The organism is Arthrobacter sp. NPDC057388, assembly GCF_042668165.1.
In the GTDB taxonomy this organism is placed as follows: domain Bacteria; phylum Actinomycetota; class Actinomycetes; order Actinomycetales; family Micrococcaceae; genus Arthrobacter.
The window spans coordinates 89,952-112,893 of record NZ_JBHVBL010000007.1 but is presented as its reverse complement, the minus strand read 5'-3'; the positions used below and the strand labels follow the sequence as shown (position 1 = coordinate 112,893).

Here is a 22,942-nt window from a genome sequence, read left to right as displayed (position 1 = left end):
AATTTGCCGGGGCGGCGGGGCCTACCAGTGGCCTGACATGCGGTTCCGGGTCCACAGCGCGAAGGCCAGGCCGCCCAGGCCCACCAGCAGGACACCGCCCATGACGGCGAACAGGCCGAAGACGCCCATGCCGGAAGTTTTCTCCACGGATACGACGGCAGCGGGGGTGGCTGCCGTCGTCGCGATCGGCTTGGTCCAGCTGGACCCGGACGTCGTTGTGGACGACGTCGGGCCCGGGCTTGAGGCGGCGGAGGTGACGGGGGCCGGCGGGGGTGTTGCCACTACGACCGGTTCGGGGGCCACGCCGCCATTGAACATCGGGGCGTCCGCGGGTGTGAGGGAAGCTGCCGGGGCCGGCCGTGACGGTGCCGGAGCAACGCGGGACGTAGCCGGTGCCGCCGGCGCGGGCTGTACCGGGGCTGGCTGTTCAGGGGCCGGGGCAGGCGCCGGGGCCGTCTCCTTTTCCACCGGCGCCGGGGCTGGCGCCGGAACCGGTGCCGCCGTCGTCGTCGGAGCCGGGGACACGGCCGACGGCGGGGTGCTGGGCAGCGGTGACTCGGAGCACTGCTGCTCCGGCACGCAGGCGGCCAGAGCCGCACCGGCGGCGCCGGACACCGCCGCGAAAGCCAGCGTGGCGGCGGCGAGTCCGGGCAGCAGCGCGCCCCGGAGGCGGGTGATTCTTATCATGAAGTACCTTTGCATCCGCGCAAGACACGCCCGCGCTGGGTTTTATCCCGGGTATCTTCCTACACGCGTATGCGGGGCGCCAAATCGGCTAGTTCCGGCTTTCAGGCGGCAGCGCGATCTGGAGCTTGCGGACCTTGCCCCTCCCCACAAGGTAGCCGCGGCCCGGAATGAAGTCCTTGCCGACCCGGCCGAGTGACGTGCTCAGGAGGCTGTCGCCGTCGATATCGCCCGGATTGATCAGCAATCCCCTCCTGCCCGACTTGAACGGCTGCGCCAGCGACCACGCCGATGACCAGGTGGAAGTTTCGGATTCACCGACCACCCACTGGTCAGCCTTGATGGCCGCGGCCACCAGCCGCTCGATGCCCGACTCGGCCAGGGTGTTGGTGAACTCCGTGAGCCCCTCGATGAAGATCGCCAGCTTGCCCGGATTGGCCGAAGCATGGTCAGTCAGCGCCTCCACGGCTTCCCCGACGTCGTCCGCGCCCACCAGCGAGCGGTCCCAGACCGGCAGGGATGCCACAGCGGACTTCCTGGCGGCAAGGTACACCAGCTCGGTCCCCGGATTGGACCGGCGCAATGCATACGCCATGGTCACGAGCGCCACGGTCCGGCCTGCGCCCGGCGGGCCCGCTACCAGCAGCGGGCCCCTCGCCATGAGGGTGGCCGGCTGCAGGGTGTCGTCGTCCACGCCGATCACGGGGAGGTCCGGCAGCCCGGCGGGCAGGATGTCCAGGTCGATCTGCTCAGGCAGCCGCTCGATCCTCGGAGCCCGTTCCACGCCCTGGCGCAGCATGGCCTCGCTGAGTTTGCGCACCTCGCGCGCCTGCAGGGCCAGATTGGAGTTGCCGCCGAGGACGGAGAGCTGCACCTCGAGGCCGCCCAGCAGCCCGCGCCCGGGAGGCGTGCCCTTGCCCAGGACATCCCTGGGCACATCCATGGTCAGGTAGTCGTCCTCCGCGGACAGCCGGAGCACCAGCCGGCGCTGGATGGAGGCAAGCAGCGACGCCGGGACGGAGTTGGGCCGGTCAGCGGTGACGACGAGGTGGATGCCCAGGGGACGGCCGTCGGTGGCGAGCTGCAGGAAGAGGTCCCACAGGCCGGAGAGCTTGCTGTATTCGTAGGCCTCGCGGAAGGCCGACATGCCGTCCACCAGCACGAAAATCCGCTTTTCATCCGGCATCCCGGCGAGCCTGCGGTATTCCCCGATGGTGGAGGCACGGACCTCGGCGTAACGTTTGGCCCGGTCCTCGGCGAGATCGCTGAGCCAGCGCAGGAGCCTGCCCACGCGTTCCACGTCGTCGCCGTCGATGATGCCACCCACGTGAGGAAGTTCCTCGAGCATCTTGAGCCCGGCCGAGCCGCAGTCGATCCCGTAGACGTGGACGGGCCCGCCGCGGGGCGTGACGGCGGCGGCGATCGCGATGCCCCGCAGGGCCGCGGACTTGCCGGCGCCGCCGGTGCCGTAGACGGCCATGTTGCCGTCGTTGTCCGGTTCGTAGAAGACGGTGGGCTGGTCCTGCCGGGCGGGATCGTCCGCCACGCCGAGCAGGAGCCGTTCGTCGGTGCGCGGGTTCGGCAGCAGGGAGAAGTCGTAGGTCGTGGCCAGTTCGTTCAGCCACGGCTTCCGCGGCGGTTCGATGGCCAGCAGGTCGGCAGCGGCGATGACGTTGGCGGTCATCCTCGCAATGTCGTTGGGCCCGGCCGGCTCGTCCTGCACGGCAGACTCCGGTGCGGGCGCCTCCCAGGCCGGACCGGAGCCGAAGGCCATCTCCACAATGTCGACCTGCGGGCGCTGGGGACGTTCGGTGGTCCAGCCGCCGGCGTACCCGGTCTGGAAACCCTGGATCCGGCCCGGGCCGGTTTTAGCCGCACCCCGGCCCGGTATCGAGGGGTCGAAGTACGCGGCGTCCGGCACGCCCAGGATGTCCGTGGCGTCGTCCTCGTCGGCCATCCGCAGCGCCACCCGAAGGTTCGTGTTGGCGCGCAGGCTTTCCTTGATCACACCGGCCGGGCGCTGCGTGGCGAGGATCAGGTGCAGGCCCAGGGACCGGCCGCGGGCTGCCACGTCAACAACGCCGTCCACGAATTCGGGCACCTCGGTGGCCAGGGCGGCGAATTCGTCCACCACGATCACCAGGTAGGGCGGGGCCTCGGGATCCGCCTCGCGCTGGAGTGCCAGCAGGTCCTTGGCCTTCTTGCGGTTGAGCAGATGTTCCCGGTAGTGGAGCTCGGCCCGCAGCGAGGTGAGGGCGCGGCGCACCAGGTGCGGCGAGAGGTCGGTGACCAGGCCCACGGTGTGCGGCAGGTTCACGCAGTCGGCAAACGCGGCGCCGCCCTTGTAGTCCACGAACAGGAAGCTGACCCGGTCCGGGCTGTAGGCGGTGGCCATCCCCATGACCCAGGACTGCAGGAACTCGGACTTGCCGGCACCGGTGGTGCCGCCCACCAGCGCGTGCGGGCCTTCGTTCTTGAGGTCCAGGTGCAGGGGCTCCACGCCCTTGGACCCCACCAGGGCACGCAGCGAGCCGTTGTCCTTGCGGTTGGCGACGGCAGTGGAGCGTACCGAGTTGTTCTCCTGCCAGCGTTCCGCCACCGCCTGCGGGTTGTCCAGGAAGTCCTTGCCCACCAGCGTCGCATATGACACGGCCCGCGGCAGGTTCGAGTCGTCCTCCAGCGGTTTGCCGGCGTCGACCACGGGCGAGAGCATGCGGGCCAGCTGACCGGCCAGTTCGGCGTCGAGGCTCTCGCAGCTCACCGGGTAGGTGTGGCGTCCCAACCGGACCTGGCCGGTGGTGGTGCCATGCTCGCCGTCCACCGCCATGAAGTCACGGCAGGCGGCGGGAAGGGATTCGACGGCGGCAGCCACCCACAGGACGTGGACGCCGGCGTCGGGGCCGCGTTCCACGAGCCGGGTCAGCCTCCCGCGGTCCACGGGTGAGTCGTCCTCGACGATCAGCAGCACCGACGGCAGCACCGGCGGCGGGACATCCGCGGTTTCATCCAGGATGCCGGGCCGTGGCGCAGGGCCCGCGGACTTCATGGCGGCCTCGCGGAGTTCCACGAGGTCCTCGAGGCGGGCCAGGAGGCTGGTGCCGCCCGCCGAACCGGCAGCAAGGTGGTCGCCGCTGAGGGGGCTGTGGCTGGAGCCGACGTGCGGCAGCCACTGCAGCCAGTTCCACCGTTCGCGTGACCGTGCCGAGGTGATGGCGGCCACGGCCACTTCCGCCGGGGAATGCAGGCCCACGAGCTGCAGGACAACCCCGCGCGCCACGTCGTCGACGAGTCCGCGCGGCCCGGCGAGGCCGAAGGCGCCGGCGGACCGGAGCTGGGACACCACCGGCACGCCCTCGATCTGCCGGAACTGCTCCAGGCACTCCTCGATCTCGTGCCGGTATTCGGTCTCGGTTTCCGCGGTGTTCGGCTCTTCGAACGGGATCCGCGACGGCACGGTGCCGAGCCCGAATCGGAGCGCCAGGAACCCGGAGTGTTCCGGCCGGTGCGTCCACAGCAGCGGGCCAAGCTTGTAGATGGAGTCCACGGTGTCGCTGACCGACGGCGCTTCCTGGAGCCTGACGGCCCGCTCCACGCGCTGAAGCCCGGTGATGTCCTCACGGAAGGCGGCCATGGCTGCCCGGAACGCCTTCACCTGTTCCTTGCGCTCGCGCTTGCCCTGGAATTTCTGGTCCACGTAATGGCCCACGATGAACAGCGGCATCATCAGCATGAAAACCATTGACAGCAGGTTCTGGGTCACGGCGAACATCACGCCGCCCATCATCAGCGGGGCGATCAGCATGATGAAGGGGAACGGGTGGTGGTCCTGGCGCTTGGGCCCGGCCGGGGCGACCCGTTTCCCGGGGGCGAAGCGGGGCACCACCCGCGGAGACCGGTTGAAGTCCACCAGGGGCGACGTCGGTGCTGCCGCGCCGCTGCGCGCCAGCGGCACCACTGTCAGCCCGGTGTCGCCCAGCGTGACGGTGTCGGAGGAATTCAGCGTGGCCCGGGTGACGGGCAGCCCGTCCATCTGCAGGCCGTTGGCGGAGTTCGTGTCGACGATTTCGATGCTCTCCCCCACCGTGATGCGGGCATGCCGCTTCGAGGTCAGGGGGTCTGTGAGCCGCACGTCCACGTCCCGGTCCCGGCCGATGTAACTGGTGCCGGCGGGCAGCGAGAACTCCCGGCCGACGTCGGGACCGGAGATGATCCGGAGCGTCGCCGCGGCCGGGCCGCGGTCCGCGGCGCGGCCGGCGTCGTGCGTGTTGCCGAACTGGTCACTCACCTGTGCCAGTGACACAACCGATCCGGGGCGCAGCCCGGATTCCAGCAGGTTGTCCGTCCGGTCGAGGACGATGCCGCGCATGCCGCCCGCGACGAAGGCCTCGTCGATCCGGAGTGAGAGGTTCGGCGGGGCGGGTTCCTGCCGCCGCGCGGGGTCGGCCGTCCACAGTTCGGTGGCGATGTCCGCGACGGTGGCGCGTCCGTCCACGGTGATGGCCAGGTCCTTGGCTTCGGCGGGGTCCCGCCGCAGGGTCAGTCGGATCCTCATGCTTCGACGTCCCCGCGCATCTTTTCCAGCAGGTGCAGGTCGCCGGCAGTGACAAGGTGTGAGGTGACCGCGTGCTCGACGAGGCGCGCCCGGCGGTTGGTGGCCAGTTTGCCGACGCCTCCCCGTAGGCCGGCCACTCCGGCACGGTCCAGTTTGTCGCAGACGTTGTCCAGCTTCCGGTTGAAGCGCGTGAGGGCCCAGCCCAGGGTCCGGGCCGCCTCCGCGGAGGAGGGAATGGCGCTGAATCCGGTGCCCTCACGGCGCAGCATCGGCTCGGCGAGCGCCACGATGAGGGCTTTCTGGGAGTCGGTGAAGACCACCGGACCGATGGTGGTATCGCCGCTGCTGGTTTCGCTGCTGGCCTCCTGCCGGAACGACGGCGTTTTCAGGTGGACGGCGAATTCGTAGGTGGTGGGTCCTGCGGTGAAGATGATGCTGGTGTGGCTGAAGACAAGCGGCAGCCGGGCACCGGGCGAGAGCCATGCCTGCATGCCGCCGGATCCGTCGGCCACCGTCGCGGAGAGCCGGCTGCCCACGTTGCTGAGCCACCAGATGCCGTCGTATTTGGCGATCTGCAGGAAGCGACGGTGCAGGTATGGGTTGTCGTCCACCTCGAGGTCGCCCTCGCGGCCGATGCTGAAGATGTCCTCATCGGTGGGCTCATACCACTCGCCGCAGAAATCTATTGCCAGGTCCCCCATGTTCGGTGCCTCCTCGCTGGGTTGTGTCGTTGTTGTCATGAGCCGGCTACTCCTTCAGGCATGCGATGGAGTCCGGGCCGCCCGGCGAGGAGGTACCGTCGGCCCTGACAATGATCACCTGGAGGCAAATGGGAGGCTCCTCCAAGCCGGAAACGAACGTCTTGGTTTGCTTTGTGGTTTCGTAGGGGCCGTCCTCCTGTGCCGATTTGGCCCGGTACTTGTACGTGTCGCCCTCTTTGGGCTGCGGGTTGGTCCAGGAGAAGGCGATGATGTTCGGATCCTCTGCCGTCGGCTCGGCAGCAAGGCCTTCGACGTCCGGCACAGTCCCGTTGTCCAGCGGATCCGCCGGCGACTTGCTCACCTCCGGGGTTTCGGGTGCGACCGGTTTCTGGGGGGCGGCGTTGGCCACGACAAGGCCCACGGCGACGGCGAGGGCCAGCACGGTGCCGCCGGAAATGGCGAGCCAGAGGTTCCGTTTGGAGTGGTCCTGCGCGGGGCCGCCCGCCGGCTGGTGCGCTGGCTGGGGCGGCTGGGCCGGACGGTGGACGGTCGTGTCGGCGGCGCCGGTGTAGCCGGTGTCGGCCGCGTGGAAGGAGGGGCCAGCGTCACCAGGGGTGCTTCCCGCCGCGCCGCGCATGCCCGCCGCCCCGCGCAGGACCGTGGCCTGCCCCCATTCCTGGGGCCCGCCGTCGTTCACTGCCGCTGCAGCACTGCCCGCCATTGCACCCGGGCCCGCCGTTGCACCGGGGCCCGCGGAAACGTCAGCGCCGGCAGGCGGCAGCGGCTTGGTGCGGGCCGGGAAAGTGGGGCCGCTTCCCGTCCTGTCGGGGTCGATGGACGCGACGTTGCGGACGCGCGTCTCCTCCACGCCGTCGTCGAGGTGCACATCTTCCTGGCGTTCCTCGAGCACCTCGAACGGCGTGACGGACAGGTTGAGCTCGGCCTGGATCCGCTGCAGTGCCAGGGCGAAGGCGTGGGCGGATGAATAGCGTGAGGCGGGTTGCTTGGCCATCGCCGTGGCCAGCGCCTGCTCGAGTGATTCGGGCACGTCGGCGCGGCCCAGCCGGGGCACGGGCATGTTGGTGATGCGTGAAATGAGCTCGCGCTGGGAGTTGTCCGCCCCCGGCAGCACGAAGGGTGACCTTCCCGCGAGCAGCGTGTACAGGGTGGCGCCGAGCGCCCACACGTCCACCAGCACGCCGTCGACATTGCCGTCACGGAACTGTTCCGGCGGAGACCACGGTATGGACATCCCGGCATCCTCGTCGGCGTCGCCGGCCAGCGTGCCGGAAATGCCGAAGTCGGTGAGCGCCGGACGGTTGTAGTCGGTGACCAGGATGTTCGCCGGCTTGATGTCCCGGTGCGCGATGCCCGCCCGGTGTGCCGTTTCGACGGCGGAGGCCACCTGGATGCCGATGGCCAGGACCTCGTCCACGCTGAAGCGCTGCCGGCGGTACCGGACGTCCAGGCTGGGCCGGGAGCAGTATTCCATGGCGAGGTAGGAATGCCCGTCCTCGGTCACCTCGGCTTCGAAGATGGTGACGATGAAGGGGTGCGACGACAGCTGGGCCATCAGGTTGGCCTCGGACTCAAAGCGGCGCCGTGCCCCTTCCGTCTTGAGGCCGGACAGCAGCACCTTGACGGCAACCTTGCGCCGTGGCCGGTCCTGCTCGTAGAGGTAAACGTCGGAGAAGCCGCCCGATCCGAGCAGGCTGACGTAGCTGAAACCGGGGATGCGGGGCGGTGGCGCCGCCGGCCGCTTGGAACTCACAGGATCTCCTCGAAACGCAGGGAGACGTCATCGCCGAGCTCTGCGATGTCGCCGTCCAAAATAATGGCCATTTCATTCTGGGCAAGGCGCCGCGGCGGTTGCCCTTCGCGGACAAGCACGGTGCCGTTGGTGGCTTTAAGGTCGCACAGCATCACGTGCCAGCCCTCCAGCCGGACCTCCACGTGCGACCTTGAGATGTCGCCGCCGGGGCTGGCCACCTGGACCAGCCGCGGCATGGTGCCGCCCTGGACCCGGGACACGGACGGCTGCCGCCCGATCACCAGCGACTCGTCGAGGTCCAGCAGCTCCCCCGTGGACAGCCGCAGCCGGCCCAGCCTGGGGCGCGGGACCTGCACCGCGACGTCCGGCAGCTGCGCCCCGCAGGTGAAGCACTGGCTGCTCGTGGGAGGATTGGCGTGGCCGGCGGGACACACCCGGGCGAGCACCAGGGGGCCGTTGCCCGCAACGGCGCCCTGGCCGGGTTCCTGGCTGTGCCCTCCGCCCTGGCCGGGTTCCTGGCTTCCGGAGGCCGGGAGGTCGCTCTTCAGGATGGTCTGCCCGTCGTGGTCCCCTTCCGCCTCTACGCCGGGTCCGGGGGCGGGCGTGAACGACGGCGGGGCGCTGGGTGCCGGGAACGACGGCGGGGCGCCGGGTGCCGGGCTAGGCGGCGGGACGCTGGGTGCCGGGAACGACGGCGGGGCGCCGGGTGCCGGGCTAGGCGGCGGGACGCTCGACGGCAGGACCTCGGATCCGGACATTTCCCGGGGCCTTGGGGCACGGTCGCCGGTCGCCCACGGCACTGAATCGATCAGTCCGCTGTCAGCGTTTCCGGAGCCGGACAGTCCTGCCTGGGCAGGGGCCGCCGGCGGCGCCGGGACCGCTGCTTCACGGTCGGCGGCCGGCAGGCCGGTTTTTCCGGTTTCGGCTTCCTGCCCGGCAGTTTCCTTCCCTTCGGATTCCTTCCCTTCGGCGTCCTGGCCCGCTGTCGCCGGAACTGCCGCTTCCTGGGCTCCCGATTCCTGGGCTACGGCCTCATGGTCAGCGGCACCACCGCCGTCGTCCTCGCCGGTCCGCACGGCTGCGTCCTCAATGCGGCGCACCACTGTTTTGTCCCACAGGTGGTCGTACGAGCTTGTGAGTTCGGTGGCAGGGCTGTCTTGGTCCTCCGGAGGTTCCACGGACGCCGGTTCCACGTACTCTGGTTCCTGCGCCGATGCCTCCAGCGGCAGGGCTTCCTCAGACAAGGTCCCGGTTATGGCAGCGCCGGTCTCCGTGAATCCGGTGACGGTCTCCTGCAGCCCGGCAACCGTCTCCGCCGATGCTTCGGGCGGCACGATGGTCTCGGCCGAAACCTCGGGCAAAGGTGCAGCGACGGCCGGTTCGTCCCCGAGGCTGCCACCAGCGCGCATGTGGCCCTGTCCGGTGACACTGACGCGGAGCGACTGCAGGAACACGGCCCCCTCAACCACCGGCAGCTCAGCGGCTGAGACCGGCGCCTGAAAAGCCTGCACTGGCGCGGCGGCAGGCACGGACACGCTAAACCACTCAGGCGCCTCCAGCCACCGTTCGGTCCAGGTGGTGACGTTACGGCCGTCGAGGGTCACGGCACCCGAAGGAAGGTGGACCGTCAGGTCGATGTCGCCGCGCAGGAAGACCCGCAGCGAGTCGGTGTAACCGATGATTCCGAAACACGGGGTGGCAGACAACGGGCCGCCGAACCCGCCCGCAACGGCATGCAGCACCTCCGCCGCGTCCGGAACCTCCGCCAGCAAATCCCAAACCGCGCTAACCAGCGGCGCCGGAGTGGCAGGGTCCAGAACCACCGCGGTTCCCTGCCTGATAAGGCCCAGCCATCCGCCGGGGACGTAGCTAGCTGTGGCCATTGGCAGCGTCCTGGCTTCCGGCACGCGGCAGCGTGTCCTCCTCTTCCGCATCGGCGGCGGTCCGGGGCGCCGTCGTCCCCATGCCGTCGTCATTGAGGACGTTCCGGGCATCGATCACGATGACGGTGATGTTGTCCCGGCCCCCGCGCCGCAGCGCCGCCTGGATCAAGGCATCCACTGCCTCCTGCGGGTCCTCGACGGTGCTGAGGATTTCGTGCATCTCTGCGTCGGTCAGTTCCCCGTTGAGGCCGTCCGAACAGACCATCACCCGGTCACCTTCCTCGATGGGAAGGAGCCAGTAGTCGGCCTCGGTCTCGTCGCCGGCGCCCAGCGCGCGGGTCACGACGTGCCGGCGGGGATGCACCGCGGCCTCCTCAGCCGTGATCTCGCCGCTCTCAACAAGTTCCTGGACCTCGGAATGATCCACGCTGACCTGCGAAAGCCGGCCCTGGCTCAGGCGGTACGTCCGGGAATCCCCGATGTTCATGACCAGCCAGTACGGAACGCCCATCTGTTCCACCACCACTACACCGCTGAGCGTGGTTCCGGCCCGCGAGCCGGTAGCCTCCCGGATGGATTCGTCGGCACTGGTTAAGTACTGCTGCACCACTCCCGCGGTGGCTGTCCGCTCCCCCGTGGCAAGCTGCGGCAACTGAGCCAGGGCCCGCACGCACATGCCGCTGGCCACCTCGCCGGCTTCATGGCCGCCCATGCCGTCGGCGACGGCGAACACAGGGTCCGAGGCAATGTAGGAGTCCTCGTTGAGCTCGCGGCGAAGGCCGCGGTCCGTTCCGTACCCGAAGTTCAGCCTAAGGCCGGGCTCGCTGCCGGTCCCCGGGGAACCGGCCAGCTGCTGTGAATTCATGCGTGTCCTACGTTGAAGGTGCGGTCCCCAAAATGAACTGTGGTTCCCGGGCTGACAAATGCGGGCACACCGGGCTGCAGCGCAGTGCGTATGCCGTCGGGCGTGGTGACGGCGCTGCCGTTGGTCGAGTGGCGGTCGGTTACCCAGACGCCGGTGCCATCGGTGAGCAGGTGGAGGTGGGTCTTGGAAATGGTCCGGCCCGGGTCCGTCACAGGCAGCAGCTGCGCCTGCGATTCCCCGGCGGCCGGGGCCGGGTTGCGGCCGATCAGAACGGACCGTTCCAGACGGAAGTCGCGGCCGTCGTCGAGCGTTATCCGGAGGACGGCCTGGGGCACGTCCTGGCGCACCCCGCCCCGGATCTGGGTGCGGTCCATCGCGTCATCAGGGTGGACAGCACCGGTTTCAACAGCCCCGCCGCTTTCAACAGCAGCGCCGCTTTCAACAGCAGCGCCGGGGTGCACTGTGCCGGGTACTGCGGCAGGCGCCGGGAGAACAGCGCCCTCCGGAGCGGGCGGGACCGGCCCAGCGGTCCCGGCGGCCGGATTACGGAAGGCACCCGGATTACCCGAAGCAACTGGATTCCGGGAAGCAACAGGATTCCGCGAAGCAACGGGCGATGCCACCTGCTGCACCGGGGGCAGGTCCAAGGGGGCGAAGCTGTAGGGGCCCTCGATGCCGCCCGTGGCGACGGGGTTGCGCCCGTGTACGACGTCGAAGACAAGCGTCCCGGCCGCGCGGTCGTGCCACCCGCGGTGCTTGCCGCTCCGGTCCCAGGCGCTGGAGACCGCGACGACGACAGCCCATGCCGTTCCGAGGAGCAGCAGCGGTCCCAGGACCAGCAGCGCGGCGTCGAACCATTTGAAGACCACCACGAGGACGGCGGCAAGGATGGCCAGCAGAATCCCGGTTCCCGTCACGAGTCCACGCAGGAACACAGCACCGAGCCCCGGCGCATAGCCGTCCTTGTCGGTGCTGCGGATACCCATGAGCTGATTGCCGATGGTGCTGCCGGAACGGCCCTCGATCCCGGCGACGACGACCGCGTACAGCAGGGTCAGTCCGGCGCCGACGCTGCCGAGCAGCACCAGCAGGCTCGTGTCGTAAATGATGAGCCCGGCGCTCCGTGTGCTCGTAATGCCGGCGAACCCGAAGGACAGCAGCACCGTCAGGATGGCCACCGGCACCAGCCAGTCGAGGACGGCCGCGCCGAGGCGCTTGCCCGGCGCCGCCGGAACCAGCGTGAGCGTGCCTGACATGTCCGTTCCTTCCCCCAGCCCTAACGGGATGCTACCGGGAATCGGGGCGGCTTGCCTCCCGCTCCGGCCCGCTGCGGGTCCCCCGCCGGGCACGGGCGCACCGCCGGGCAGGGGTGCACCGCCGGGCAGGGGTGCACGGCCGGGCAGGGGTGCACGGCCGGGTTCGGGCCCACGGGCCGGCATGGCTCCCCTGTTGGGCAGCGGCGTCCCGCACGCACCGCAAAAGCTGGCGCCCGGGCGGACAGGCTGGCCGCAATGAAGGCAGGCCGTGTTCATCGCCGGAACCCCCGTGCGGCCAGGGCGGCCCGGGCCTCGGCAAGCAGCGACCGGGGCGAGAACCGCGCCTGCTGGCGCCGCCAGAAACCAACGGTTCCCGTCATCTCCTTGAGCGAGCCGTCCACCACCTCCCAGTACTGCCGCACCTCATCCTCACTGGGCTGGCCGGCCCCGAAGATGGAGGCATCGGCGCGGTGCGCCAGCAGGGTTGTGGTGGCGCCGGTGGCAGGGAACGCCTCGGCAACCACTGCCGCGGTCTCCCGCCGGGTGGCACGGCTGTCCACCGCGGCGCCCATGTCGGTTGCCAGGCTGAGGACCTCGTTCCAGCCGCCACCGACGCGCTGGGCGGGATCACCGCCGGTGTAGCGGGCCTTCCGGCGCCTGGATTTGAGCAGGGCAATGAGCAGCAGCGGCAGGGCCAGGATACTGACGGGAATCATGGCAATGCCGATGGCCGTGAGGATGGGGCCCCAGAGCAGCCATGGATTGTTCTTCTTCTCGTCGGCGTCGAGGGCGTCCGGGGAGGAATCCGGCGGCAGGTCGGCGGGTTCCTGCGGCGGTGGCGGCGGCTGCAGGACCTGGGGCTTCGGTTTGGACTTGTTTTCCGGGTCGGGCGGGATGGGGATGTTGTCCTTGGGCGGTGTGGGGTCGAAGGCCACCCAGCCCACGCGGTCGAACGCCACCTCCACCCAGGCGTGGACGTCCTTGCCCGTGATCTTGATTTCGCCGGCCCCGTTCTCCGGGCTCTTCGGGTCCGGGTAAAACCCCATGACGACGCGTGCAGGGATGCCCAGGTGCCGCAGCATGAGGGACATGGCCACGGCGTACTGCTCGTCGTCACCCAGCATCTGCTTGGCGGTCAGCAGGTCGCGGATGCGCGCCGCACCGTGCCCGGAGACGCTGGGAAGCTGCCCGTCGGCGATGAGCCCGTTGCTGAAGGCGCCCTTCTTCTGGAAGTGGGCCTCGATCTGCCGGACCCGGTCCACGGCGGTCGGGGCGTCCGCGGCCAGGTCGTTGGCCTGGGCGCCCACCACCGGCGGCACGTCGGTGACGTCAGGCAGGCTGGCCTTGGCGAAGTCGTATTGTGTCAGCTGCCCGTGCTCCAGCTTCACCGGGTCCGAGATCTGGACAGTGTAGGAATCGCCCCGGGACAGGCCCTGGGTGGTCACCGCGGTGTCGGTGCCGGAGTTGAAGTACAGCCCGGAGGCCGCGCCGGAGGAGCCCGGGCTGAAGCTGAGCCCGGTGGTCTTCCGTCCGCCGGGGACGAAGTAGCCCTGGTAGTCGTCGATGGTGATGTCCAGGCTGTAGTCGTTCGTCGGGACTGGATCGGTGGAGTCGGCGAGCGTGTTGATCGACTTTGCGTCCCCCACCTTGCTGAAGCTGCCCGAGCCGTTGGGATCCATCGTGTAGTTCATGCCGTTGAAGGAGTCGAGCGCCCCGAGGCGGACGCGCGCGTCCTTGGGCAGCCCCTTAACGGTGAACAGAGTGTCGTCCTTCTTGTCCTTGACGAAGTTGCGGAAGCTCGCCAGCGGGGTGACATACGCCTTGGGATCAAAGGGCGGTACGACGACGTTGCGGAGGACGCGCCGTTCGTCACCGGCGGCGATCAGCGGCGATACGGCTGCGGTGATTCCCACCGTGGCGGCCAGGACGGCGGCTCCGGCCGCCAGGCGGCGCATGCGTGCCTTCCCGGCCGTGCCGGCGTCGTGCTGGGGACGGTTCACCGAAACCTTGTGGGTGTCGCGCCGGCGCAGGGCGTCCCGCCGGAAGGTGGCCCAGGCAATGCCGACCACCGTCAGGGCAATGCCCCTTTCCACGGTCAGGAATCCGGCGTTGGTGCTGAAGGCGATGCCCGTGACGAACAGGACCAGGACCGGCAGCAGGGGCCAGTAAGGGCTCCGGATGCGCCAGGTCAGGGTTCCCGCGACGGCGGCGGTGATGAGGGAACTCAGGAAGGGGACGATCAGCACGCCGCCCGCGGTGCCCACGGGCACGCCGACGGTGAGCATGTCCTTCCACGAGAAGACAACGCCGAGCAGCAGCGTGCGCAGGGATTCGAGGCTGGGAAGGAACCCTACGATGGCGGCGCCGGGGACGGCCAGGGCTGTTCCCAGCACCAGGTAGCTGCCGAAGGCAAGGGCCGTGGTGATCAGCAGCCCCAGCCGGAAGTGGGCGTTGAGTGCAGCGACGGCCAGGCCGAGGACGATCCCCCCAAACCCGGCAACCAGGTAGTAGGGGTCGCCGCCGAAGCTGAGGCTGAACCCGAGGACACCCAGCCCGAGCAGAACGGTGAGTGCACCGGCGTCGAGCACAAAATGCCACCTCGGCCGGCCGTCCGCGAAAGCGGACCCGGCGGCTGGGCGAACCGGGCGGCGGGGGCTGTTGGAACGGTTGTGCCGGTCCGAACGGCGGGGGCGGAGACCGGGGGCCTCACTCATGCTGCAGCCTTTCGCAGGACGGAGGGAAGGTCGGAGAGATCGCCGACTGTGAGCACCGCGAGGTCACCGATGTTCGCGCGGGCAGGGGCAGCACCGAGGCGGGCCAGCACGGCGAGGCTGCGCACACCGGGAGGCACCGAGGCGGCAGCGGAGCGCAGCTGGGTGGCCGTCACCTGGCTGCCCACGATGAAGAAGACCACGGAGGCATTGGGCACCGTGTCGGTTAGCGTGCGGGCGAGGTCGACGGCGGTTTTCCGCAGCGGAGTGCCGACGATCCGGGTCATGTCGTCCAGCATGTTGCGGCCGGTCTCGCAGCGGAGCGGGCCGGCCTGGGTCAGGACGTCCAGCTCGCGCTGTTCGCGGATGGCCTGCCGGCCGATGGACGCGGCCGCCGAGATGGCCAGTTCAAATTCCTCTTCCGAGGCGTATTCGTCCGTGTTGATCGACAGTGATATGGCCAGGTGGGCGCGGCGGGTTTCCTCGAACTGGCGGACCATGAGTTTGTTGGTCCGGGCCGTGGTTTTCCAGTGGATGTGCCGCCGGTCGTCACCGGGGACGTAATCGCGCAGCGCATGGAAGGAAACGTCCGCGCTGGACAGCTCCGTGGTGGGCATGCCTTCCAGGTCGCGGATGAAGCCGGCAGCGGACCCGGCCAGCGCCACTGTCCGGGGGTGCACGTACAGGTCCTCCGGTTCCGTCCAGAGCACCTGCCGGCGGAGCAGGTGCAGCGGGTCTGCCCGGACGGAGCGCACCGGGCCCACCACGATGACCGCACGGCGCGCCGTCGGGATGGTGAAGAGGTCCTCGTGGACCTGCTGCGGTTTCATCCGCGGAAGGTGGAAGACAGCGGTGGCGGAGCCGACGGGCAGTTCCAGGTCAGCCGGCAGGAGCGGGCGGGCAGACGTGTTGGACACCGCGATGCTTCCGACGGCGCTGTCCCCCACCGCGACCCTGGTCCGGGCGAGGTCCAGCGTCACGCCGTAGGAGGACCGGCCCAGGATGAAGCCGACGGCGATGACAAAAAGCACCAGCGCCGCGATGGCTGCCGCTGTGGCTTCCTGCCAGCCGTAGGCGTTTCCGGCGGTCCACAGGAGGACCGCGGCTGCCAGCACGGACCAGCCCAGGACACTGACTACGGACAGTACGGGACGTACCCGGCGCGCCCACATGCCGTGGGCTGCCCGCCAGGCGGGTCCCAGCGCGAGGCGCGCTGTACTGCCCGCGTCTGACCACAATCTGGATGAACGTGCTTCGGCCCGGAACTTCGGCAGCCGGATTCCGGACCACTTAGGGCCGGACCGCTGCACCTTAGGCAGCCGCACGCTAGACGGCGGCGCGCTGCTGCGGCGCTGCGACGTCCGCCAGGACGCGCCCCAGGACGGCTTCGGCGGTGGCACCGGAGAACTCGGCTTCGGGGTCCATCACAAAGCGGTGGGTCCAGACGACTCCGGCGAGGTCCTTGATGTCGTCCGGCAGGACGAAGTTGCGGCCCTGGCTCGCGGCCCAGACCTTGGCCGCCCGGACCATGGCGAGGGCGCCGCGCACGGACACGCCCAGGCGGGTCTCGGGGGCGTTGCGCGTTTCCTCGCAGAGCCGGGAGATGTACTCCAGCACGGCAGTGTCAAGGTGCGTGGTGGCGGCGAGGTCCGCCATGTCCGCCACAGCCTGCGTGGTGATGACGGGGTGCAGGTCGCGGGACCGGTCCTTGAGGTTGGTGCCGCCCAGGAGCTGGACGGTGGAGGCGTGGTCCGGGTACCCGATGGAGGTCTTGATCAGGAAGCGGTCCAGCTGGGCCTCGGGCAGCCGGTAGGTGCCGGCCTGCTCGATCGGGTTCTGCGTGGCCATCACCATGAATGGCCGGCCGGCATCATACGTGGTGCCGTCCACGGTGACGCGCGACTCCTCCATGACCTCCAGCAGCGCCGACTGCGTCTTCGGCGAGGCCCGGTTGATTTCGTCGGCGAGGACGATGTTGCTGAAGATCGGCCCCTTGTGGAATTCGAACTTCTGGGTCTTCTGGTCGTAGATGGTCACGCCGGTGACGTCGGAGGGCAGCAGGTCCGGCGTGAACTGGATGCGGCTGTTGGACCCCTGGACCGTGGCCGCGAGGGCCCGGGCCAGTGACGTCTTGCCGGTTCCGGGGGCGTCCTCGAAGAGGACGTGGCCTTCGGCGAGCATCGCGGTGAAGGTCAGGCGGATGACATGGGCCTTGCCCAGGACTGCCTGGCCCACATTCGCAACGAGCTTCTCAAACGTCCCTGCAAACCAGGCGGCCTGCTCAATTGTCATGGTCATGGGTTGATTCCTCTTGGGTTGGTGCTGGTGCGGGATGGGCGGGCTTGGGTGCTTGCGGGCGCCGGGGCGGTCAGCATGAGCCGGGCCGGGGACCGTACAGGTCCACCGTTGTCGACTTCACGTACCAGCCGCTCTTCTCCGATTCGGTCAGGCGGTACCACGGCGTGCCGTTGCCGTAGATGTCCTTGGTGCAGTCGATGGTCAGTTTCCCCCAGGACCGCTCCACCCAGCCGACGCCGCACCTGTTAGGGCTGCCTGGCTGGTAGGAATCCGGCAGTCCGGGTTTCCCGGGGCAGGTGCGCACGCTGCTGGCGTCGACTTGGATCTGTGACGCGGGCGGCGGCGGGGTGGGATCGGCGCCGGACGTAGCATCTGCCCGGCCGATGGCCCCGTCCACGACCGTGACCGCTTTGACGCGCAGTGTCCGGGTCTGGTTCCAGCCGCCACCGGAAGCGTCGAACCTGGTGGCCTTTCCGACATTGGTCCAGGCACCGCCGTCGAGACTGACCTCGTAGTGGTCCAAGGGCCGGCCGTTGGTGCCGGTGGAATTCCAGGTCCAGTGGACCTGGGGGTCGCCGGTGGCCGACTTCCCGCCACTGACATTCGGCGCGTTCGGCGGCGCGTACGGGTTGCCCGAGCCAATGGCCTTGCCGTCGCCGGACACGTTGTTCTTGGTGGAGGCGGCGATGATATTGACGGTCACGTCCCGGCCGTTGGGCTGGCCGGTGATGGTTCCGCCGCCGGCGTTGATGGGCCCGGACCCGTAGGCGGTGGACCACCGGTAGGTGATCTCCGACGCCTGCGAGCCGTTGCGCTGTGCCGCAGTGAGGGGCGTGAAGGTCACATCCAGCTGTCCGCTGGTTCCGTTCGCCCGCACGCTGCCGCCGCTCACGGTGCCGGGCTTGCCGGCCGCCCTGACCGGTGCGGACTGGGCACTGGTTCCAGACGTGCCTGCCTTGTTGGTGGCGGAAACGGTGAACGCGTAGTCGGCCTCGGAGTTATCCACTGTGACATTCAGCGACGTTCCGGAAGCCACCTTCTGGCTCTTCACCACCGCTCCCCCACGCAGCGTGGTCAGCGTGTAGGTGGAGACCGCATCGCCGTTGTTGTCCGGCGCGGTCCAGCTGACGTTCACCTGGGACTGGCTGCCCACGGAGCCGGCCCCGGCTGCGCTGGGAGCAGCGGGCGTCGACGGAACGCCGGCCGGCACCTCGGCGGCGGAGTAGGGGCTCCACTCCGACGGGTCCTTCGCGTCGTTCCGGGCCAGGACGCGCACCTTGTAGGCCACACCGTTGGTGAGCCCCTTCCAGACGTGGCTGGTGGACGTCAGGTTCTGGATCTGCGGGTTCTGGCCGGCGGGCGCCGGCGAGATTTCCAGGTCGTAGGACTTGACCGGCGAGCCCTTGCTGGCGGGTGCCTTCCAGGCCACGGACAGCTGCTTGTCGCCGAACTTCAGCGACGGGGCCAGCGGCATCTCCGGCTTGACGTCGGGGCGGACCTCGGCCGAGACCGGTGACCGGTCGGATTCACCGAACTCATTCGTCGCTGTCACCTGGAAGTGGTACTTGGTGTTGTTGACGAGGTTGTTCAAGGTGCACGAGTTGGCCGGGCAGTCCTGCCTGTAGCCGCCTTCGCCGTACACCGTGTACTTGGTAATGGGCGAACCCCGGTCCGCCGGCGCCGTCCAGTTCAGCAGCGCGGTGCTGTCGCCCACGCTCTGCGCCTGCGGTGTGGTCGGAGGCAGGGGCTTGTCTTTGACCGTGAGCCGTATCCGGGCAGTGGCGTACCGGGAGGCATCGTCGGTCTTGTCACCGACCGTGTAGGACACAATCAGGGTTCCGGAGAATCCGGCCGACGGCGTGACGGTTACCGAGTCCCCGCTGACGGCCGCAGTGCCCTGCCCGGTTTCGGTGGCGACGCCGATGATCTTCAGCGGGGTCTCCGGGAACGGGTTGGCATCGTTCGCCAGCACCTTGACGGTGATGGGCTTGCCCGCGGCGGCGTTTTCCTCAATATCGTCGTTGGCTACAGGCTTGGCCCGGTTGGTCGCCGTCACGGCGAGCCGGAAGGTTGCGGTAGATTCAAGGCCGCGCGGGTCCTTGGCCCTGACCTGCACGGATCCCCCGTCACCGGGCCGGAGGCTGTCATCTGCCGAGACCTTCAGGGATGCACCGTCCGTGGACACCTTGAAGCCCTGCGGAACCGCGCCGGCGATCTCGTACTTCATGTTGTCGGCGTCGTCCCTGTCGGGGTCGGTGGTCAGCTTGGCCAGGTCCGCGGTGGCCGGGTCACCCAGCGGAACATCCACGGAGCCGCCGAGCAGGACCGGCGGGTTGTTCCGGTTGGGATCGGGCAGCACCCTGGTCCTGATGCTCAGGGTGGACTTCAGGCCGGCAGGGTCATCAGGGCCGGAGCCGTCCGTCACTTCGAACGTGATGGATCCAGGGCCCACGTAGTCCCGGTCGGCGGTGTACCTTACGGCTGTGCCGTTGCCGGCCACCGGGTTACTTCCGTCCGCGCCGATGAGTTTGATCCTGTCGGTCTGGGTCAGCCGGGGCGAGCGGCCGTCCCGGACCTTCACCCACTCGGCGAGGTCAGCGGTCACGGACTGGCCGGCGACAACCTCGAGGACCTCGTCCTTGGCGAGGGTGGGAACCTGCTGGCCAAGGCCCGGCACCCAGATGATCGCCGTCGACTTCTGGCCGTCGACGTCCTCCACCACGTACGGCACCAGCTGCGGCTGCTCGGTCAGCTCCACGATCATATTGCCGTCCGTGCCCGGCCGGGCGGTTTCCGCGGCACTGCTGATCTTCAGGTTCTCGCCCACGCCGTCAGGGTCTTCGTCGTTCTTGAGGACGGGAACGTCGACGGCGGTTTTGCCAAGTGTCTGCGCGGACGTTACCCGGTCGTCGCGGGCGATCGGCGCCTGCAGCGGGACTTTGCCGTCCACCACCATCCGGATAGCTGCCTGGGCGGAAGCTCCACGTTCGTCGGCCACGGTGTAGCGCACGTTGACGGTGCCTTCAGCGGCCGGAGCCAGCAGGAGGATGCGTCCGCTTTGCTTGCTGACGGTTGCCTTCAATGCGGCGTCGGCTTCGATGCCGTCGCTGACGATCCGGATGAGGTCGCCGTCCGGATCGGTGTCGTTGCCGGCCGCGTCGACGGCGATCTGCCGCCCCGGCCGGACCTTGACCTGGTCGTCCACGGGCGTGGGCTTTTGGTTGGTGTCGCCGCGCGGGGCGATCCCCACGGTCACGGTCCCGGTGTTCACTGCCCCCTGCCGGTCCACCACCTTGTAGCGGAACGTATCGGTCCCGGCGCCGTTGCCGGCGGCGGTGAAGTCGATGAAGTTGCTGCCCGCCGTCGCCGTGCCCATGCCGGGGGTGCTGTCGATGCCGGTCAGCTGGACGGAGTCGCCGTCGGGATCGATGCCGTCCAGCGGCACGGGGATGCGCACCGTCCCGGAAGCCACCACCCGCGCGGTCAGGTTCTTGGGCTGCGGCCGGGAGTTCTCGGCGCCCTCCAGGGGCAGGATGTGGATGGTGACCGCGGCGGCGCTCTTCTGGCCCTGCGGGTCCACCGCGTTGTAGATGGCGCGCACGGTCTTGGGCTGGCCGCCCGCGATGAAGCGCAGCGTGTTCTCCGAAACGAAGCTCCTGCCGTCCTCCGCCGGAACGGCCTGCGGCAGGACAGGGTCGACCGACAGCTTTTCACCCTGCGGATGGGTGTCGTTGTCCAGCACGGGGATGGTCACGACGTCGTTCACGCGGACGTTGACCTCGTCGGGCTTGGGCTGCGGCGCTTCCACGACGGCGGGCGCGGGGACAGGCACCACGGACACGCTGCCGGTGGCCGAGGCCTTGCCATTGGACATCGTGTAGCGGAACAGGAACGGGTCCTTGGTGCCGGCGATATCGGTGATCCGCAGGACGCTGTGGTCGATCACGCTCACCGAGGCCGTGGCATTCTCAGGCACGGAGACGGACTGCAGGACCAGCACGCCGCCGGACGGGTCCGAGTCGTTCGCCAGCGGGTCCAGCAGCACGCTGCCGCCCACGGGAAGGAGCGCCACGTCATGGACCGCGACGGGGTTTCCGGAGTCCTTGCCGGACTCGACATCCACCCGGATGAGGCCCTGGCTGCTCTGCGGCCCGTTGCTGGCCAGGTACGTCAGGTAGACAGGGCCCGGGGTGCGGCTGCGGAACGTGAACGTGCCGCCGTCGGTCACCGGGCCCAGCTCCGCTGCACCGCTGGCTTCCACCTGGGCGAGGCGCAGGGCGCCGCCATTGGGGTCGACGTCGTTCTTCAGGGGCGCGATGACCAGGTCCTGGCCCACCACGGCGGTGACGTGGTCGGCGTTGACCACGGGGGCGAGCGCGCCCGGCGGCTGGACGTTGACCACCACCTTGCCCGTGGTGGTGGCACGGCCGTCCCAGACGGACACGGTGACGCTCTTCTTGCCGGCCGTGGCGCCGGAGTCCTGGAAGGTGAGGAGTCCGTCGCGGCGGACCTTCACCTGGTCCTGGTCATTGTCGGCGGTGGCTGACATCAAAACGAGGTCGTCGCCGTCGGGATCTGCCCAATCGGTGAGGATGTTCTGGCTGACGGTCTTGCCCTGTTCCACCAGGAGGGTGGTGGGATCGCCGCGCTTGAAGGCCGGGGGCCGGTTATCGTCCGGCGCCACAACCCTCAGGCTCACCTTGCCGCCGGCTGACAGCCCGCGCCCGTCCGCTGCCGTGTAGTCGAACGTCTCGGTGCCCGGTGCGGCATCGGCCGGCACGGTGATCTGGAAGGCGGATCCGCCGTAGATGCTTTCAATGGTTCCGGCCCGCGGGCCTTCTGCGCCGAGCGAGGCGGTGAGGACGTCGCCGTCGGGGTCGGAATCGTTGTCGAGGACGCTCAATACCGTCGTGCGTCCGGGCCGGACGCCGACGTCGTCCGGTTTCGTTTCCGGGGGACGGTTCGGTTTGGTGCGGTCCGGCAGGACGTTGATGGTGTTGTCATCTGCCGACTCCTCGTCGGGGTCGTCAGCCTGGTTCTTGGGCGGGACCACGTCGTCCCAGTTGTTGACCAACTGCATGTTCTGGTTGACCAGCCACACGTTTCCCGAGTTCACGTCGTTCAGGACCACGAGGTCGCGGTTGACGCGGAACACGTAGCTGGGCGATGCGCTGGCCTTGGGCACGGAGACGTTCTTGTTGTCCGCGGCATTGGCGCAGTCCCGTACGTACTTGTTCGCCCCGGACCACGCCGCGTGAATGCAGCCGCCCAGCTGCACCGGCGCTGCCGGTACCCCCTGGCCGCCAAAGGTTACGGTTTTGGCGGCAGAGCCGTTGAGCGGCTGCCTGAGGAGTGCCTTGCCGGTGGCCACCGCCACGGAGTCGGCGGCCGGGCCCGACTGCTGGAGCTTCGCCTCCCGTGCATCAGGCAGCGGCACTTCGCGCCCGCCGGGCAGGAAGAGCTTCCCGGCAGCGGCATCCAGGACCACCGGCTGGTCACCCACGACGGCGAGCTGGAGGTCACCGGCCCCCTTCAGCCCGTCCCACATGCTGGAGTCGGTGTCGGTGGCTGCCCCGGCGGCGTCCACCGTGGTCACTGTCACCTGCCCCGTCTTCGGATCGGCCGAATAGATCCGGTCATCCGGGCCGACGGCGGACACCAGACCCTCGGAACCTGCCACCGCGGGTTCGCTGGACTCCTCGTCGAAGGCGTTGACCGTGGACGGGGACATCGCCCACATCTTGCCGGCGGCAGGATCGGTGACCGAGATCACGTCCGCACCGAAACTCACCTGCGCCGAGCCGGGAAGCTGCTTGTCGCCCCCGAGCCTCATGTTGGCGGCGGACACCTGGTTCAGTGTGGAGCCGGATTCGTCGTCGACGAACACCTTGCCGGCATTTTGCAGGACATCGAATGTGGTGCTGGCCGGGGTGACGGCACCGTCGAGGACGCGTGAAGGGTAATTAAGCCGGCCCACGGCGTTGCGGGCCTTGCTGACCACCCAGACGCCGCCGTCGTTAAGGTCAACCTCGGTAGTCTTGAACCCCGGATGGATCACGGCACCGGCCACCAGCGCTGCCGCGGCAGCGGAAAAAACCGTTCCGGTGACGATCTTGTTGCGGCGGTTCCTCAGCCCCAGCTTGCCGAACAAAGTTGACACAGCGTTATTATTCCCCTGAATTCACAGCCGCCTGAGCGCGGCTTACTCGCCCCTGATGTTC

11 protein-coding genes are annotated in these 22,942 nt (G+C 69.1%); all 11 read right to left on the bottom strand.

The annotated features are described in order from the left end of the window. Nucleotides 1-21 precede the first annotated feature (21 nt). Nucleotides 22-687 (bottom strand): hypothetical protein, encoded by a 666-nt coding sequence (locus ACFUTU_RS05540; protein ID WP_377961666.1) that lies wholly within the window; start codon nucleotides 685-687, stop codon nucleotides 22-24. Between the two features lie 88 nt (nucleotides 688-775). Next, nucleotides 776-5,236, bottom strand: coding sequence for an FtsK/SpoIIIE domain-containing protein (locus ACFUTU_RS05535; RefSeq protein ID WP_377961663.1), 4,461 nt, complete (start codon nucleotides 5,234-5,236; stop codon nucleotides 776-778). Beyond that, nucleotides 5,233-5,937 (bottom strand): hypothetical protein, encoded by a 705-nt coding sequence (locus ACFUTU_RS05530; RefSeq protein ID WP_377961740.1) that lies wholly within the window; start codon nucleotides 5,935-5,937, stop codon nucleotides 5,233-5,235. Before ACFUTU_RS05530 ends, ACFUTU_RS05535 begins: the two co-directional genes overlap by 4 nt. Before the next feature lie 46 nt (nucleotides 5,938-5,983). Then, entirely contained in the window at nucleotides 5,984-7,708 is a 1,725-nt protein-coding gene (locus ACFUTU_RS05525) for a serine/threonine-protein kinase (protein WP_377961660.1), read from the bottom strand. Then, a complete protein-coding gene (locus ACFUTU_RS05520; RefSeq protein ID WP_377961658.1) occupies nucleotides 7,705-9,591 on the bottom strand; it encodes a hypothetical protein in 1,887 nt (628 codons plus the stop codon). Before ACFUTU_RS05520 ends, ACFUTU_RS05525 begins: the two co-directional genes overlap by 4 nt. Then, entirely contained in the window at nucleotides 9,578-10,456 is an 879-nt protein-coding gene (locus tag ACFUTU_RS05515) for a PP2C family protein-serine/threonine phosphatase (protein WP_377961655.1), read from the bottom strand. The genes ACFUTU_RS05520 and ACFUTU_RS05515 overlap by 14 nt, the downstream gene beginning before the upstream one ends. Then, the gene (locus tag ACFUTU_RS05510; protein ID WP_377961652.1) at nucleotides 10,453-11,988 is read right to left on the bottom strand and encodes an RDD family protein; all 1,536 of its coding nucleotides are present in this window, start codon (nucleotides 11,986-11,988) and stop codon (nucleotides 10,453-10,455) included. Before ACFUTU_RS05510 ends, ACFUTU_RS05515 begins: the two co-directional genes overlap by 4 nt. Beyond that, nucleotides 11,985-14,426 carry a transglutaminase domain-containing protein gene (locus ACFUTU_RS05505; RefSeq protein WP_377961649.1) on the bottom strand — a complete coding sequence of 814 codons (2,442 nt, stop codon included), beginning with the start codon at nucleotides 14,424-14,426 and terminating at the stop codon, nucleotides 11,985-11,987. The genes ACFUTU_RS05510 and ACFUTU_RS05505 overlap by 4 nt, the downstream gene beginning before the upstream one ends. Then, nucleotides 14,423-15,661: a DUF58 domain-containing protein gene (locus ACFUTU_RS05500; RefSeq protein WP_377961646.1), complete on the bottom strand. Its 1,239-nt coding sequence runs from the start codon at nucleotides 15,659-15,661 to the stop codon at nucleotides 14,423-14,425. Before ACFUTU_RS05500 ends, ACFUTU_RS05505 begins: the two co-directional genes overlap by 4 nt. 88 nt (nucleotides 15,662-15,749) lie before the next feature. Further along, the gene (locus ACFUTU_RS05495; RefSeq protein WP_377961643.1) at nucleotides 15,750-16,721 is read right to left on the bottom strand and encodes an AAA family ATPase; all 972 of its coding nucleotides are present in this window, start codon (nucleotides 16,719-16,721) and stop codon (nucleotides 15,750-15,752) included. 70 nt (nucleotides 16,722-16,791) lie between these two features. After that, nucleotides 16,792-22,881, bottom strand: coding sequence for an Ig-like domain-containing protein (locus ACFUTU_RS05490; RefSeq protein WP_377961640.1), 6,090 nt, complete (start codon nucleotides 22,879-22,881; stop codon nucleotides 16,792-16,794). Nucleotides 22,882-22,942 lie beyond the last annotated feature (61 nt).

Excerpts from the sequence above, each read along its gene's own strand:
- ACFUTU_RS05540 (WP_377961666.1), bottom strand. The coding sequence starts at position 687 with ATGATAAGAATCACCCGCCTCCGGGGCGCGCTGCTGCCCGGACTCGCC.
- ACFUTU_RS05535 (WP_377961663.1), bottom strand. The coding sequence starts at position 5,236 with ATGAGGATCCGACTGACCCTGCGGCGGGACCCCGCCGAAGCCAAGGAC.
- ACFUTU_RS05530 (WP_377961740.1), bottom strand. The coding sequence starts at position 5,937 with ATGGGGGACCTGGCAATAGATTTCTGCGGCGAGTGGTATGAGCCCACC.
- ACFUTU_RS05520 (WP_377961658.1), bottom strand. The coding sequence starts at position 9,591 with ATGGCCACAGCTAGCTACGTCCCCGGCGGATGGCTGGGCCTTATCAGG.
- ACFUTU_RS05515 (WP_377961655.1), bottom strand. The coding sequence starts at position 10,456 with ATGAATTCACAGCAGCTGGCCGGTTCCCCGGGGACCGGCAGCGAGCCC.
- ACFUTU_RS05510 (WP_377961652.1), bottom strand. The coding sequence starts at position 11,988 with ATGAACACGGCCTGCCTTCATTGCGGCCAGCCTGTCCGCCCGGGCGCC.
- ACFUTU_RS05505 (WP_377961649.1), bottom strand. The coding sequence starts at position 14,426 with ATGAGTGAGGCCCCCGGTCTCCGCCCCCGCCGTTCGGACCGGCACAAC.
- ACFUTU_RS05495 (WP_377961643.1), bottom strand. The coding sequence starts at position 16,721 with ATGACCATGACAATTGAGCAGGCCGCCTGGTTTGCAGGGACGTTTGAG.